This is a genomic window from Comamonas sp. FG99 (assembly GCF_057808605.1).
In genome coordinates this window covers 1-15,967 of sequence record NZ_JBMDII010000051.1, presented here as the reverse complement: position 1 = coordinate 15,967, position 15,967 = coordinate 1, and the positions used below count along the sequence as shown (strand labels likewise).

Annotated in this window: 13 protein-coding genes; 1 reads left to right on the top strand and 12 read right to left on the bottom strand. The window is 60.1% G+C overall.

What is annotated here, in order from left to right:
• Positions 1–984 carry a Bug family tripartite tricarboxylate transporter substrate binding protein gene (locus tag ACODRX_RS23470; RefSeq protein WP_488873962.1) on the bottom strand — a complete coding sequence of 328 codons (984 nt, stop codon included), beginning with the start codon at positions 982–984 and terminating at the stop codon, positions 1–3.
• 134 nt (positions 985–1,118) lie between these two features.
• Between ACODRX_RS23470 and ACODRX_RS23465 the strand changes: the two genes are divergently transcribed.
• On the top strand, positions 1,119–2,045 hold the full coding sequence (locus tag ACODRX_RS23465) for a LysR family transcriptional regulator (protein WP_488873961.1): 927 nt from the start codon (positions 1,119–1,121) through the stop codon (positions 2,043–2,045).
• A 30-nt stretch (positions 2,046–2,075) separates the two neighbouring features.
• Here ACODRX_RS23465 and ilvD read toward each other — a convergent pair whose 3' ends face one another.
• The 11 genes from ilvD to ACODRX_RS23410 form a co-directional block, all read right to left on the bottom strand.
• A complete protein-coding gene (gene ilvD / locus ACODRX_RS23460) occupies positions 2,076–3,761 on the bottom strand; it encodes a dihydroxy-acid dehydratase (protein ID WP_488873960.1) in 1,686 nt (561 codons plus the stop codon).
• Between the two features lie 27 nt (positions 3,762–3,788).
• Positions 3,789–5,120 carry an FAD-dependent oxidoreductase gene (locus ACODRX_RS23455; RefSeq protein ID WP_488873959.1) on the bottom strand — a complete coding sequence of 444 codons (1,332 nt, stop codon included), beginning with the start codon at positions 5,118–5,120 and terminating at the stop codon, positions 3,789–3,791.
• Positions 5,117–6,175 (bottom strand): ABC transporter ATP-binding protein, encoded by a 1,059-nt coding sequence (locus ACODRX_RS23450; protein ID WP_488873958.1) that lies wholly within the window; start codon positions 6,173–6,175, stop codon positions 5,117–5,119. Before ACODRX_RS23450 ends, ACODRX_RS23455 begins: the two co-directional genes overlap by 4 nt.
• A 17-nt stretch (positions 6,176–6,192) precedes the next feature.
• Positions 6,193–7,632, bottom strand: a complete 1,440-nt coding sequence (locus tag ACODRX_RS23445) for an NAD-dependent succinate-semialdehyde dehydrogenase (RefSeq protein ID WP_488873957.1) — start codon at positions 7,630–7,632, stop codon at positions 6,193–6,195.
• Position 7,633: 1 nt separating this feature from the next.
• Positions 7,634–9,262 (bottom strand): GMC family oxidoreductase, encoded by a 1,629-nt coding sequence (locus tag ACODRX_RS23440; RefSeq protein WP_488873956.1) that lies wholly within the window; start codon positions 9,260–9,262, stop codon positions 7,634–7,636.
• Positions 9,263–9,310: 48 nt separating this feature from the next.
• On the bottom strand, positions 9,311–10,138 hold the full coding sequence (locus ACODRX_RS23435) for a carbohydrate ABC transporter permease (protein ID WP_488873955.1): 828 nt from the start codon (positions 10,136–10,138) through the stop codon (positions 9,311–9,313).
• Positions 10,131–11,060 carry a carbohydrate ABC transporter permease gene (locus ACODRX_RS23430; protein WP_488873954.1) on the bottom strand — a complete coding sequence of 310 codons (930 nt, stop codon included), beginning with the start codon at positions 11,058–11,060 and terminating at the stop codon, positions 10,131–10,133. The genes ACODRX_RS23435 and ACODRX_RS23430 overlap by 8 nt, the downstream gene beginning before the upstream one ends.
• Positions 11,057–12,358 carry an ABC transporter substrate-binding protein gene (locus ACODRX_RS23425; protein ID WP_488873953.1) on the bottom strand — a complete coding sequence of 434 codons (1,302 nt, stop codon included), beginning with the start codon at positions 12,356–12,358 and terminating at the stop codon, positions 11,057–11,059. Before ACODRX_RS23425 ends, ACODRX_RS23430 begins: the two co-directional genes overlap by 4 nt.
• A 56-nt stretch (positions 12,359–12,414) precedes the next feature.
• Positions 12,415–13,443, bottom strand: coding sequence for a LacI family DNA-binding transcriptional regulator (locus ACODRX_RS23420; protein ID WP_488873952.1), 1,029 nt, complete (start codon positions 13,441–13,443; stop codon positions 12,415–12,417).
• 360 nt (positions 13,444–13,803) lie between these two features.
• Positions 13,804–15,030: a PQQ-dependent sugar dehydrogenase gene (locus ACODRX_RS23415; protein WP_488873951.1), complete on the bottom strand. Its 1,227-nt coding sequence runs from the start codon at positions 15,028–15,030 to the stop codon at positions 13,804–13,806.
• A 35-nt stretch (positions 15,031–15,065) separates the two neighbouring features.
• Complete coding sequence (locus ACODRX_RS23410; RefSeq protein WP_488873950.1) at positions 15,066–15,836, bottom strand: 3-hydroxyacyl-CoA dehydrogenase; 771 nt, start codon at positions 15,834–15,836, stop codon at positions 15,066–15,068.
• Positions 15,837–15,967 lie beyond the last annotated feature (131 nt).

Genomic DNA, 15,967 nt, shown 5'->3' with positions numbered 1-15,967 from the left:
TCAGTCCACCTTGATGTGCGCGTTGCGGCCGATCTGCATCCACTTGTCGTATTCGGTGGCCAGCACCCTGGCCGATTGGGCCTGGGACATGGGATCGATTTCCAGGGCCAGCGCGTCGAGCTTGTCCTTGACGCCGGGCGCCGTCAGCGCGCGCTTGAGTTCGCTGTTCAGGCGCTCGGCGATGGGCTTGGGCGTGCCCGCCTTCACGGTCACCATGTCGAACGAGCGCAGCACGAAGTCGCCGTAGCCCTGCTCGACCATGGTCGGTACGCTCTTGAGCAGGGGCAGGCGCTGGTTGCCCGTGGTGGCCAGGGCGCGCAGCTTGCCGCCCGCGATCTGCGGAATGGCCGCCGTCGCGGTCAGGAACATGAAGTCGACCCGGCCGGCCAGCAGGTCGCCCACGGCCATGGTGAACTGGTTGTAGGGAACGTGCGTCATCTGCGTGCCGCTTTGCTGCTTGAACAGCTCGCCGGCCAGGTGCGCGGGCGTGCCGTTGCCGCCCGAGCCGAAGGTCAGCATGCCCGGCTTGGCCTTGGCTGCCTGTACCAGCTCCTGGGTGGACTTCAAGGGGCTGGATTCGGCCACCGCGAGGACGTTGTAGTTCCAGGACAGATGGCCGATGGCGTCCAGGCTCTTCTGGAAGTCGATCTTCTGCGCGGGATAGAGCAGCGGCGCGACCAGCGAAGCCGAGGACAGCAGGTACAGCGTGTAGCCATCGGCGGGCTGGCGCAGCACGTCCGCCATGCCGATGGTGCCCACGGCGCCTGGCTTGTTCTCGACCACGACCGGCTGGCCCAAGCCGGCGGCCATGCGCTCGGCGACGACGCGGCCCGCCACGTCGGCCGGCGTGCCTGGAGGCCATGGCACCACGATGCGCACGGGGCGCGAGGGATAGTTCTGTGCCGCCGCCATCAGGCAGCAGGAGGAAAGAAGCGCGCCCATGGCGAAGCTCACCGCGCGGCGGGTCATGGCGAAATCAGGCATCGGACAGTCTCCGTGATGTGTGGAAGTTGGAATTCGTGCGCCGGCATCACGACGGGCGAATTATTCCGAAGGGAGCGTGCGCCAACAAATGAATTCTTCGAGGCGATTCATACCGCAATCGGTATGATTGGTCCATGCCGCAGCCTTCCCATCTCCAACTCACCACCAAGCAGCTCAGGCTCGTCAGCGTGCTTGCGCGCGAGCTGAACCTGAGCCGCTCGGCCGAGGCCCTGTACACCACGCAGCCCGCGGTCTCGCGTGCGCTGGCGGAGCTGGAGACCCAGCTCAAGGTACGGCTTTTCAACCGCACGACCAAGCGTGTGACGCCCACGGCGGCAGGGCTGCGTCTGGCGCAGCGCGCGAGCCGCATCCTGGGGGAGCTGGAGCTGGTGCAGGAGGATCTGGCCGGCGTCGATGCTGGCATCGCCGGCGAGCTGCGCGTGGGGGCTCTGTCCCTGTTCTCGCCACAGGCGCTCGCGGGGGCGGTCGAGCGCATGCGCCGCATGCTGCCCCAGGTCTTCATCCATGTGCAGATGCATCCGCTGGATGTACTGCATGAACAGCTGCGCGAAGGCCGGCTCGACGTGATGCTGGCCCATGCCGAATTGCGTGTGGATCTGAACACCGTGGAGGTGGTGCCGCTGTACGAGGAGCACAGTGCCATCCTCGCGCGCACGGGCCATCCGCTGCGGCGCAGAAAGCGCCTGGGCTGGGCGGAGCTGGCACAACAGGCCTGGGTGCTGCCGCCGCCGCAAACGCCGCTGCGCCCCATGATCGACCGCATGCTGGCCCTGCACCGCAGCGGAGATCGTGGAGACACGGGCCCCGACGTGCAGATCGACTCGCTGCTCACGGCCTTTGCCCTGACGGTGCGCACCGACATGCTGTGGGCCATCGCCAGCCACATGGCCGTCAACTTCATCGCGCATGGAGGGGTGGCGGAGGTCGCGGCTCCCGCGCCGCTGGTGCGCGGGCCGTTCTGCGCTTTCCATCTGCGCGAGGATCAGGCCAATGCGGTGCTGCGCAGCTTTCTGGATTGCCTGCGCGACGAACTGGCGTGAGGGGCCTTGTTTCGATAGCTGGCCAATTTTCTAACCGGCCCTCAGGGTTCCCCCCCTGGATAAGGGTTGAACGAGGTGCTGATACAAGTGGAGCCAGCCTTTTTTCTCTCCGGGAACAAATGGCTTGAGCGCAGCTCTTCTCTCGGCCCATTCCTGCTCGGATAGCTGTAAATCCACGGTACGCCGTGGAATATCGATCGTTACGATATCTCCATTGCGTACCAGTGCGATAGGGCCGCCATCGGCGGCTTCGGGAAGGACCTGTCCAATGGTGAAGCCGCGGTTGAGGCCAGAAAGCTGTCCATCCGTAATGACTGCGATGTCGTCTCCCAAGTGCGCACCGTTCACCGCCGCGACGAACCACGATGCGGAGGCGACACCTGGCCCACCTCGCGCGCCCAAACCTCTCAGCACAATAACCTGGCCGCCAGCTATCTCGCCACGAGACAAGGCCGCCAAAGCGTCTTCCTGGGTCTCGAACACCCGGCACATGCCCTCGAACCGGCTTTGCTTGCCGCCCAATCCGAGCTTCATCACTGCGCACTCGGGGGCAAGAGTTCCCTTGAGTATGACAACCGAGGGGCCTGGCCCAACCGGAGCCGCCAAGCTTCCAATGACAAGCGGATCCTTCACCTCGATATCTCGCAGGTTTTCATTCAAGGTATGTCCATTGACGGTACGAACACTTCCGTCAAGCAAGGGTGCCAGTTGCTTCATCACCGCTCTGGCGCCACCCGCAGCTTCCAGCTGTTCTATGCGTCCCGGTCCATTGGGCTTGATCGCGCAAAGCAGCGGGACTTTGGGCCGGCCCTGGTCATCGCGGCCCAATTGATCGATCAGCTGGAAAACATCCACATCGATGCCGCCTTCGGCAGCTACCGCCTGCAAATGCCGCAGCATGTTGATCGAGCCGCTGACTGCCAGTCCAACATGGATAGCATTCATGAATGCCGCCGGGGTCATGATGTCCTTGGGCCTCAGATCTTCTTTGACCATCTCGACGATACGTCCACCTGCGGCGCGTGCCAGTGATCTCATGCGCTCGCCGCGTGCGGCTACGGGTGCACTTCCCGGCAAGCTCATTCCCAGGGCTTCGGCCATGATGTGCATCGTATTCGCCGTACCCATGCCTGCGCAAACCCCTGGGCCTTGTACAGCCACCTCGGACATGTCGGTAATATCCTGAATGCTGATGCTTCCGGCCGCCAGTTCTCCCACGGATTCGAAAACATCCTCGATATCGACCGGCTTGCCTGCATGCCGGCCACAGCCCTGGTACCCGCCAATCACCAGAATGCTTGGCACATCCAATCTCGCGGCTGCCATCAGATGCGCCGGCGCTGTTTTGTCGCAGCTGCTCAGGCATACCATTCCGTCAAGCACTGCACCTTCCACAGCAACTTCAATATCATTCACCATCAGATCGCGTGCCGGCATCAGGTATCTGCCGCCGCGACCCGCTGCCGTGATGAAGTCGCTGGGCGCAGTGGTCTTCACGATGAATGGGAGCCCGCCCGCCTCAATGATGGCCTGCTTGACTATTTCGGCCACTTCATCCAGATGGCTGAAGCAAATGGATAAGTCCGAGGATGAGTTGATGATGGCGATCTTCGGCTTCTGCATATCGGCATCCGATATACCCAATGCACGCCATTGCGCGCGGCGAATGGCCCAGCGAGTGGTACCCGGTTCGAAATTGGAGCGGTAATTTCTCATGGAAGTGATACTCGTAAGGTGAGCGTTTCAGTCGCCAAGGAAGGCGTTTTGCGCGCGCAATTGGCCACGCAAGGCATCTGTATCGATATTCCGGGGGGAGATCCCAGCAGCAACGGCTTGCGCTGCAGCCACGCCTGCGGCCTCGCCTAGCGCCATGCAGACAGCAGCAACTCTCATCGATGCATGTGCGTCATGTGACGCCGATGCGCATCGCCCGGCAACCAGCAGGCCCTCCAATCCTTGGGGCAGCAGCATTCGATACGGCAATTGGTAATACGTCCCGGGTTTCAGGAAGCGCCACACGGTGGCACGTCCTGCACCATGCTCTTCCACCGGCCAGGCGCTGCAGGCGATGGCATCGTGGAAGCGCCCTTCGTTGAGCACATCGTCCAGGGTCAGCCAGTAGTCGCCGCATACACGCCTGCTTTCGCGCACGCCGATTTGCGCCCCGATATCCTCGATGAAGCAATTCTCGTAGCCAGGCACATAGCTGCTAAACGCCTTGAGGTATGCCGCCAGCTGCCGGCGTCCTTCCACTTCGGATTCCGTCACTTCCCGTGTGTTCAGCGGGTCTGGTGCCCTGCCATCCTTGACTACCCGAGTGATGTTCAGGTGCATGCTGCCAGGACGGATGCTGAATGCGCCTCCTGCGGTTCTCGGGAGCTCGATCCCGGACTCGACGGCTTTTTCCAGATGCTGCCGCAGCTCTTCCCGGCTCAGCCTGGCGGCGCGCTCCACGTCGACGCCGCCAAAGCGGAACATGGTGGTGGGTGCCTGAAGGCTGTGGGGGTCGTACTCGAACTCCGCGCCAGCCAGCGCGGCGATATCGCCATCCCCTGTGCAGTCGATCACAACCTTGGCGCTGCAGGCCCAGCGCCCATCCCGCCCTTCAAAAACAACAGCTCGAACCGCGTTGCCATCCTTGACCGTGCCTACGGCAAGGCAGTGAAATGCGATCCGTACCCCGGCATTGAGGACGAAATCATCCGCTGCCAGCTTGACCAAGGTGGGGTCGTAGGGCAGAGAGGCGGTCTCCAGCCAGCGAAGCGGCTCCCCAGGGCTTCCCATGCTGGCCAGCAGGGCGGTGAACTCTTCCACGAGTCCCCGCACCACCGGAATGACTTCGGTGTCGGTGACCGTATAAATGCCGCAGAAGCTGCCCAGAGTCACCATGGACAAGGTGCCGCCGAGATAGCCGTTGCGCTCGACCAGCAGGACCTGTGCCCCTTGGCGCGCAGCGGCAACAGCCGCGGTCATTCCTGCAGAGCCACCGCCTACGACAAGCACATCCACGTGCTCACGTACCGGCGTTTGTCGATTCGGCTCTTCAATGAAAGAGTGGTCGGTTGCTGTGTTCATGGTTTTACTGCTGCTCCGGATTCCGCATGAAAGAGATGGACGCGATTGAGGTCGACGAGCAAGTTCACCTTGTCCCCCCTGGTTGGCAGGTTGCGCTCACGCAAAGTGAATGTCAGCTCTTCCTTGTTGCGGCGTCCAACAATCTGTGTCTCAGAGCCCGTCGGCTCGACAACAACCACTTCAAAGGGGATGCCGTCGTCATGCACATGGATGTTTTCCGGGCGCACGCCGTACACGAAGTTCATTCCATCGCAAGTCTTGCATTGCGGCGGCAGGGGAAGGCGCAGGCCACCTTCGGAGATGAACTTGCCGCCACTGACCTCGCCATTCAGGAAGTTCATGGCGGGAGATCCGATGAACCCTGCAACGAATTGGCTGCGGGGGTGGTCATACAGGTCCAGGGGTGTTCCCACCTGCTCGACAACCCCATCACGCAGAATGACGATGCGATCCGCCATGGTCATGGCTTCGATCTGATCATGCGTCACATAGATCATCGTGGCCTTGAGTTGGTCATGCAGCTCACGGATTTCCGCGCGCATCTGCACCCTCAGCTTGGCATCGAGATTGGAAAGCGGCTCGTCGAACAAGAACACCTGAGGGGCCCGCACAATGGCACGCCCCATTGCCACGCGCTGGCGCTGTCCGCCGGACAGTTGGCGTGGATAGCGATCAAGGAGCTGGGAGAGCCCAAGCACGCCAGCCGCCTTGTCGACTCTGCTCGCGATCTCTGTCTTGGACTCGCCTCGCAGTTCCAGCGCGAACGACATGTTTTCCCGAACCGTCATGTGGGGATACAGCGCATAGTTCTGAAACACCATGGCGATATCGCGATCCTTGGATGGAACATCGTTGACCAGTCTGGAGCCGATGCGCATCTCACCTGCGCTGATGTCCTCAAGGCCTGCCATCATTCGCAGCAGCGTGGACTTTCCGCAGCCGGAAGGCCCGACAAAGACCACGAACTCGCCATCCTCTATCTGCAGAGAGACACCCTTGATGACCTCAAGCTTGTCGTACGTCTTGCGGATGTCCCGCAACTCCAGAGAAGCCATGAATTACTCCCTTAGGATCAAACGAGACTGATGAATTTTTTGACTGTATAGGCTTCCACGCCTTCGAGGCCGCCTTCGTGTCCCAGGCCACTTTCCTTGATCCCGCCAAACGGCGTTTCGGTAAGCGCCAGCGAGAGGCTGTTGACGGCTACCATTCCAGACTCAAGGCCTCGGGCTGCCGCCATGGCTGTACGGATGTTCTGGCTGAACACATAGGCCGATAGCCCGTAGGGAAGGCTATTTGCCTTTTCCAGCGCCTCGTCCAAACTGCTGAAGGGCACGATCGGTGCAATGGGGCCAAATGTCTCTTCCTGCATCAGCCGACTTTGAGGCGAGGGGTTGAGAATTACCGTGGGTTCAAAGAAGAAGCCTGCCCGCTTGGCGCGCTGTCCGCCGCACGCCAGTTTTGCCCCGTGCTCAAGCGCATTGCCAACGAATGCCTGCATGGCGTGTATGCGGCGTTCATTGGCCAATGGCCCCATCGTGCTCCCATCATCCAGCCCTGCGCCCATCCGAATTTCCTTGGCGGCTTGCACGAATTCCTCGGTGAATGCACGCATCACGCTCTGGTGCACGAAAAAGCGGCTCGGGGCAATGCAAACCTGGCCTGCATTGCGAAAGCGTCCACCAGCCAGCGTTCGAGCTGCATGGGCGATGTCTGCATCTTCAAATACCAAGGCGGCGCCATGCCCGCCCAGCTCCATGGTCACGCGTTTCAGGCCATCGGCCGCGAGCCGTGTAAGTGCCTTCCCGACCGGAACCGATCCGGTGAAGGAAATCTTGCGGATCACCGGGCTGCCTATCAGCGTCTGGGATATATGCGCCGGAGTTCCAAAGAGCAGTCCAATCACGCCAGGAGGCACGCCAGATTCTTCGAATGCACGCACCAGAGAAACGGCTGTTCCCGGCGTTTCCTCAGAGGCCTTGAGGATGATGGTGCAGCCTGCCGCCAAGGCGGCACTGATCTTGCGAGCCGGTGTGCTCGCGGGAAAGTTCCAAGGCGTAAACGCGGCCACCGGTCCCACTGGCTCCTGGACCATCATTTGCGTGATCTCTTCACTGCGGCCGGGAATCACACGGCCGTAGATTCGGCGGGCTTCTTCTGCCGACCACTCAATGATGTCCGCTGCGGCTTCGACTTCAGCTTGCGCCTCCGCCAAAAGTTTGCCTTGCTCCAGAGTCAGGGTGCGCGCGATGTTGTCGCGACGATCTCGCACCAGAGCCGCTGCTTTGCGCAAGACTCTCGCCCGCTCTGCTGCAGGAGCCTTCGCCCAGGAAGCGTAGGCACGACGAGCAGCGCCCAGTGCGTCCTCCAGGTCGGCATCGCTGGCATGCGGTACGCGGCCCAGCTCATCTTCCGTTGCGGGATTGATGACCGGCTCGGTCTTTCTGCTCTGAGGGTCCAGCCATTTGCCGTTGATGAATAGTCCAAGCTCGGGGTAGACGTATGAATGCATGTCACGAGACTTTCTGAAGGTTGTCGGTGAGAATCATGTCTGCGGCCTTTTCGCCGATCATGATGGCCGGAGCGTTGGTGTTGCCGGATATCAGCGTGGGCATGATCGATGCATCGGCAACGCGCAAGCCATCGATGCCGTGCACCCGCAAGCGCGCGTCGACCACGCAATCTGGCGTGCTTCCCATCTTGCAAGTTCCCACCGGGTGATAGACGGACATTCCCTTGTCGCGCAGGAACTCGCGCAATCCTGCTTCGGATGTCACCTGTCCGCCTGGACTGCGCTCCGCCTTGATGAGTCCTGCCAATGGTTGGGTCGCAGCAATCCGCCTTGCCATCTGCAGCCCCCGCGTCATGACCGCCAGATCGCGCTCGTCACTGAAATAGTGGACTCGGATGGCAGGAGCTCGCAGCGGATCCGCGCTTTGGATGTGCACCGATCCGCGTGAATACGGGCGCAACTGGCACACCGTCAGCGTGAAAGCCGAATAGGGATGCAAGATAGGCTTGTCCTTGCGGTCCGTACTGAATGGGTACAGGTGGAACTGAACATCCGGCCGCTCCAGTGCCATATCGGTTCGAGCAAAACCGCCCGCTACGCCGGCCCACCAGCCCAATGGGCCTTTGCGCTGCAACGCATAGCGCAGGCCAATGCGCACACGGCCTGCAAGACTCCTCATGTCGTCGTTCAAAGTGATGGGCTCATGTGTTTCGTATATAAGGCGGCCTTGGATGTGGTCCTGCAGGTTCTCTCCGACACCCGGCAGTTCTTTCACAACATCAAGGCCATTGGCCTTCAACACTTCAGCAGGCCCAACACCAGACAGTTGCAGAAGCTGTGGCGATTGAATAGCCCCCGCACAAAGGATGACCTCCTTGCGAGCCATGGCAATATTTTCTTTCCCATCGCGCAGGTAGACGACACCGGTCGCTCTCAAGCCCGTATTCCGTCTCTCTATCAAAATGCGGCAGGCCTGCGCACCGGTCCGCACCTCGAGATTGGGGCGCGCCATCGCTGGATGCAGGTAGGCGCGTGCAGTGCTTTTGCGCAAGCCGCGCCGCGCGGTCGCCTGGAAGTAGCCGACCCCCTCTTGAGTGGAACCGTTGAAGTCCGGATTGCGCGGTACGCCATTGGCTGCTCCGGATGCAATGAATGCTTCGGCGATGGGATGACGCTCCGGCAGATCGCTCACAGGCAGCGGACCGCCAGCTCCATGCCATGCATCTGCCCCTCTTTGCTGATCTTCCGCCCGTTTGAAAAACGGCAGCACGTCGGCATAGCTCCATCCTGGATTGCCTTGTGCGGCCCAGCCGTCGTAATCCTGCGCTTGCCCGCGTACATACAACAGTCCATTGATGGAGCTGGATCCTCCCAGTACGCGCCCGCGAGGTTGATCTATGCGGCGTCCTCCCAAGGCGGCCTCTGGCTCGGTTTTGAACATCCAGTTGACTTCTTTGTTGAAAAACGTCTTGCCATAGCCGATGGGAATGTGGATCCATACGTTGCGGTCCTGCCCTCCGGCCTCAAGGAGCAGAACCTGGTTCTTCGTATCGGTACTGAGACGATTGGCGAGCACGCATCCTGCAGAGCCTGCTCCGATGACTACGTAGTCAATTTCCTGAACATTCACGAGTTACTCCCGTAATAAAACGGTGAAAACAAAAAATGCGGCCGAAGATCAGTTGGCCAGGCCGCTCGTCTGGAAACCCCTGACGAGATACTTCTGACCAAACAGCACAAGCAAAAGACCCGGCAGAGCGAGAAGGACGTTGGCCGCTTGTATGACCGCCCAGTTCAGATCCATTTGTTGCACGAAGAGACTCATTGCAATCGGCAAGGTGAACATCTGATCGTCACGAATCAGCATGAGGCCAAGCACGTAGTCATTCCATGATGCAGCGAATCCAAAAATGAACACCGCCGTCAAGGCAGGAATGGACAGTGGCAACATGATTCGATAGAACACCTGAAACTTGCTTGCTCCATCCATCTCCGCGGCTTCTTCGTAGGAGGCCGGCAAGGACTGATAGAACTGCCACATGAGCCACAAGCCAAATGGCAGGCTCAAAGTCACATGAGCCAGCACCAATCCCGACAGGGAATTGAGCAACCCCAGCTTCTGGAACATGGCAAAGAACGGGATCCCCAGAAGGATCTCGGGGAACATGTAGGAGAACAGAACAATCTGGGCCAGCAATGCCTTGCGCTTGAGGCGCATGCGAGCCAATGCGTAGCCGCCCAAGGCACTGCATGCCACGACAATGCATGCGGTCGCCAACGCCACTTGCAGACTATTGCCGGCATTGGTCAGGAAGTGAGTGCCAGAAAGCAGCTGGGTAAAGTTCTCAAAGGACGTGCTGTGTATCCCCAATGACGGCTTGTAGACATCCTCTGATTTCCCTAGGGCGGACTTCAGCATCCAGTAGAAGGGAAACAGTGTCGGGATCAAATAGGTCAGCAGCAAGAGCGTTGGTATGGTGCGACCGAGACGAACTTTCTTAGCCACGAGCGACCTCCTGCTCGGGTTTGAATACCCGCATATAGATAATGCCGACTACCAGGAGAATTCCGAAGATGATGGTCGAAGTCGCGCCGGCGGGGCCGTAGGTGTTGTCTCCGAATGCCCGCTCGTAGGCATACACCGGCAGGGTGCTGGTTGCGCCCATTGGGCCTCCCGCGGTGAGAAGCCAGATCACGTCAAAGCGGTTGAACATCCATATGCCGCGAAGCAGTAGTACCAGCAGGATCGATGCACGAATGATTGGCAGGGTGATGCGAAATATCTGCTGCCACCAATTGGCTCCATCGATATGAGCAGCCTCGTAGACGCTCTGTGGAATAGTCCCGAGATTCGATAGGGTCACCAGAATCACGAATGGCGTGAATTGCCAGATACTGGCGGCTGAAATGAGCACAAATGCCCATGTGGGATGACCGGCGAAATCCACGGGCATATTGATCCAACCTGTTTGCAGCATCACATGATTGACGATGCCATAGAGATTGTTCGTCATCCAGTGCCAGACCAGGGCGGTGGTCACTGTGGGAATCATGTAGGGCAGTAGAGCCAAGCTGGTAAAGATGGGCCTTCCCGATTTGAATAGCAGAATCGCCACCCCAACCCCGAGAATCATTTCCAGCGCTGTCGTGATCAGCGCATAGCTGATGCCAATGCCCAACGCACGCCAGAATGCCGGGTCAGACAGCACCGCCTTGTAGTTGGCCAATCCAGCGTATGTTGCTTCGGACTGGAATGGACCGCTGTTTGTGAAACCGAGCATGATTGCCCAAGCCACCGGAATGATCATCACCGCGATGAACACCAGGGACACGGCAGTGAAGGAAATGCTCATGAAATCGAAGCGAGCGCGTCCAGCCCTTGCACTGTTGGGAAGCGAGTTTGCCGACTGCATGATCGTCTTGCTCAAGCACTCTTGAGCAATGCTCGCGCGGCTTGCGCCGCATCGGTCACGGCCTTTGCGGGTGCGGTTCCGCCTTGGATCACGCTTGCCAGCATGCGGTTGTAGACAGTGCTGGTGTAAACCTTTGCGCGCTGCCAGGCAGGTCGTTTCCCTGAGAGATCAAATACAGGGTTGCGCGAGCCTTCCCATGCCTCGGAGATGACGCGACTGATATCTGGTTGACTCTTTACATAGCTATTATTCTGATAGGGGCCTTCGAAATCTTTTTTCTCGATTGGCAGGACATGCATTGGTATGGACCATAGAAAATCATAGTAACGCTGGCCCTCTCTGAGAAATTGGATAATGGCCTTGGCGGTTTCTGTGTTTTGAGATCCCTTGAAAATCATGTAGCCCTCCGCGGAGAGCCGATTGGCAGGGGATTTGCCATAGGGCTGAACAAATGGCTTGGTCACCTTGGCAATGTCAGCATTGTTCTGTGATACTACTGAAAAGAACCTGGCGCCGATGTAGTCGGCCATCGCAATACGACCGGATGCATAGGAGTTCATCACATCAGCCCATGTGAAGTTCGTGGTGCTGGGTGAATACTTGGACATCCGCAGCAAGAATTCAAGCGTCTCTTCCAGTCCTCGGCGGTTCTCGCCTTGATCAAAGAGAAGATTGCCTTCATCGTCGAAAAAATTCACCCCATTGGATACCGCATAACTGAACAATGCACTTACAGGATTGTCGCCGCTAGTGTTGGAGTTGATGATGCAGCCGTATTGGCCTCCTCCGGTTAGCTTGGCTGCGGATTTTTCATAGTCGTCCCAGGTCTTGGGTGCTTGTAATCCTGCTTTTTCAAAAAGATCGGTTCGATACCATGAGTAGGTAAATTTGATGCCGTTGGGCAGGAAGTAATCGTTCTTCCCGTCCGGTCTTACACGCCAGGCATCCGATAGATCCATGGTCAGTTGGTTGATGGGTTCCAGCAAGCCGCCACGGGCATAAAGCGTTGCATCCTCAATATCTAGATTGACGATATCCGGCGAGGTACCACTTTGCAGCATGGAAGATACTTGCTTGCGAACTGCCTCTGGTGACGTGAATAATGGCTTTATCTTTAGTTCAGGATTTTCCGATTCCAGGGTTGCGATCAAATCGCCGATGACTTTTTTTGTCGTTGGAAGTGACTCATAGGTCAAGTAGTTGACCGTACCTTTCAGTTTGGCTGATGCCGCCAACGCGGTCAGAGGAGAGGACATGGTGCAGCCTGCTCCAAGAACTGCCTTCAGAAACTGGGCTCGTGTGATATTCATCATTGTCTCCTTTTACGTACCTGTAGGTGGTATCTGTTTTGGGAAATTGCAAAAACCGATCAATCTGATTTTTGAAAAGGATATCTGTTGGTCGAGCCGCGGATGATTAACTCATTGGGGACAACCACTTTCACCGGAGCCTCTGTTGAACCTCCGATACGGTTAACGAGCATCTGTGTCGCCACTTGGCACATGTCGGCTATCGGTTGACGAATGGTTGTCAAATCAAAGGCGTCCCAAGATGCCATGTCTATGTCGTCATAGCCCACTATCCATAAATCCTCTGGCACTCTTATGCCGTGCTTGCGAGCCGCATCACACGCGCCCAAAGCCAAGACATCGTTGGCACAGAAAATTGCATCTGGCTGAATTGCCATCTCGAGCAAGCGCGTGGCGGCCGCATATCCGGTCTGATAGGAAAAACTCTCGACATACACCGCAAGCTGCGCTTGCAGTGATACGCCTTGCTGTTGCAGCTGTGCCCTGAATCCGCTGTCGCGATTGCGGATGGTGCTTGGAGCCTGTGGGCCTCCAATCAGGGCGATGCGCTTGCGCCCCGACCTCACGAAGTATTCGGCGATCCGCGCGCCCCCTGCGTAGTTATCCGATTCCACCTGGTCGAGCGGCAGACCATCGACAACTCTGTTGATCAGCACTACGGGCAGGCCGGAGTTGACAACCTCCTTCAATGCCGACGAATCTGCCGTCGCCGTCATGACGAGCACTCCATCCACAGAGCGCTCTTTCACCGCGTCAATTGCAAACTTCTCGTCTGCATCATCCACACTCCAAACAACCATCCGCAGGCCTGCCTCGACCATCTGAGGCCCAAGCGTCTGGAGCATCATGGGGTACAGGGGATTCGTCAGTCGGGATACGACGACCCCCACCGTTCCCGTGCGGCTTGTCCGCATTGCGCGCGCCATGATGTTGGGGCGATAGCCGAGCTCGCGCGCAACCCGGTGCACCAGCTCAGCTGTCTCCGAGTGCACATTCCCGCGCTTGGCAAACACACGGGACACCGTGGCTTGCGACACACCTGCAACTCTTGCGACATCCTGGCTCGTCGATGTTTTCTGGCGATTCAAGTGACCTCCTTTTCTTGAAATGTATACGTAGTCATTTTTTTGGTCAATACTATTTTTGTTGATTCAAGAAAAATTGCATTCGTAGTCATTTTGGTTCAGGCCTATGGAGCAAGAACTGCCCGGAGGTGGCACGCGGCGCAGTGACCCTGCTGAAGAAGGCTGCTGGCAGTTGCTTCAGCATCGTCCACGCGTCACGCAGGCCCGCCTGCGCCACCTTGGTTCCGGCCATCGCGCTTGGTCTTGGCTGCGCAAGCGTCAGCGCCTATATCGGGCGGCTGTTTCGCCGTACTTTCGGGGAGACGCCCGCAAGCGATCGACTGCGCTCGAAAGCGGACAGCCGATGCAACAGCCTGGATGTGTCTACTTCGGCGTGAGCCGGTACAAGCCGCCCTGGTGGTCGTCCTCGATCAACCACAGGGCGCCATCCGGCGCCTGCGCGACGTCGCGGACGCGAAAGCCGAGCGTCCAGTGCTCGGCCGGCGTCGCGGCCGCGCCGTGCACCTCGATCCGGTGCAGGGAGCGGCTGGCGAGGCCGGTCGCGAACGCCGAGCCCCGCCATTGCGGAAACATCGCGCCGCTGTAGAACATCAGGTTGCCGGGCGCGATCACTGGCGTCCAGTAGATCACGGGCTTGGCGAGGTCGGGGCGGGTGTCGGGGCTGGCGATGGGCACGCCGTCGTAGTTCACCGCATAGGAGACCAGGGGCCAGCCATAGTTCTTGCCAGGCTCGATCAGGTTGAGCTCGTCGCCGCCGCGCGGCCCGTGTTCAAGTTCCCAAAGCCTGCCATCCGGCGCGAACGCGAGGCCGTAGGGCGTGCGATGCCCTGAGCTCCAGGTCTCGGATGGCGTCAGGTTGGGGCCGTCAAAGACAAAGGTGCGCACGACGGGTGCGGTCTTGGCGGCCTCGGTATCCCTGGGTGGATCGATCACCGGAACCGACGGTGCGCCGGTCTTGCCCTGCATGGGGTTGCCGGGCGCGGGCTTGCCGTCCAGGGTCAGGCGCAGGATCTTGCCGGCTGGCTGGTTCGGGTCTTGGGCGGGTGTGAAGCGTTGCCGGTCGCCGGCCGTGAGGAAGAGGGATTTCCCATCCGGCGAAAAGGCCGCGGCGGCGCCGACCTGGCCGCCCTTGCCCTTGACCGGGTCGCGCCAGATGACCTTCAGGCCTTCGAGCGCGGCGGAGCCGGCGGCGATCTTGAGTGTCGCGCGGGCGAGCGCCAGGCTGGAGGTGCCCGGGATCGGCCCGGGCTCGGAGTAGGTCAGGTAGATCGCCGCGTCGCGCGCATAGGAGGGGGCCAGGTAGACGCCGAGCAGGCCGTTCTGGTTCTCGTGCAGCACCGGCGGCACGCCGCTGACTTCCTGCTTCTGCCCCGCTGGGGTCGCGAGCAAGAGCTTGCCGCTCTTCTCGGTGATCAGCATGCGTGCGTCCGGCAGCACGGCGATGCGCCATGGCAGATCGAACTGCGCGACCTTCGTGAGCGTGAACGGAGGCGATGGGGTGGCGGGCAGGTTGGCGGCATTGATCTGCGCGCCCACGGGCAGGGCTGCAAGAAGCAGCCCAGGAAGGAGTCCGAATTTCGACAATGGCATATTTTTCGCCTGCAGTTGGGCCGTAGCGGCGGCACTCACTTCGGCGCCAGCCGCACCGCGCCGTCCAGGCGGATCACCTCGCCGTTGAGCATGTCGTTCTCGATGATGTGCTTGACCAGCTTGGCATAGTCCTGCGGCGTGCCCAGGCGGCTGGGGAAGGGGATGCCGGCGGCCAGCGCATCCTGCACCGCCTGCGGCATGCCGAAGACCATGGGCGTGCCGAAGATGCCGGGCGCGATCGTCATGTTGCGGATGCCGTTGCGCGCCAGGTCGCGGGCGATGGGCAGCGTCATGCCGACCACGCCGCCCTTGGAGGCCGCATACGCCGCCTGGCCGATCTGCCCGTCGTAGGCGGCCACGCTGGCGGTGGAGATCAGCACGCCGCGCTCGCCGCTGGGCTCGGGCGTGTTGCCCGCCATCGCGGCCGCGCACAGGCGGATCATGTTGAAGCTGCCCACCAGGTTGACGGTGATGGTCTTGGCGAACAGCTCCAGCGCATGCGCGCCATTCTTGCCCACGGTCTTCTCGGCGGGCGCGATGCCGGCGCAGTTCACCAGGCCGAACAGCGGGCCCAGCTCCAGCGCCTTGCGCACCACGGCCTCGCCGTCCTCGGCCTTGCTGACGTCGCAGCGTACAAAGGCCGCCTGGCCCGCGCCGCCCAGCTCGGCCGCCAGCGCTTCGCCCTTGTCGGCCTGCAGGTCGGCGATGACGAGCCTGGCGCCTTCGGCGCGCAGCATGCGGGCCGTGCCTTCGCCCAGGCCCGAGGCGCCGCCGGTGACGACGAATACTTTTCCTGCGATCTGCATGGGGGTGTCTCCTTGAGTTGACGTGAACGTAAACCGACATCTTAATCGCCGCGCCTGCCGCAGGCCGGTGAAAAAAGCCCCCACGCTTGCTCACTGCGTGTAGCCGCTGCCCCCTACGCCGGGCGCCCCCG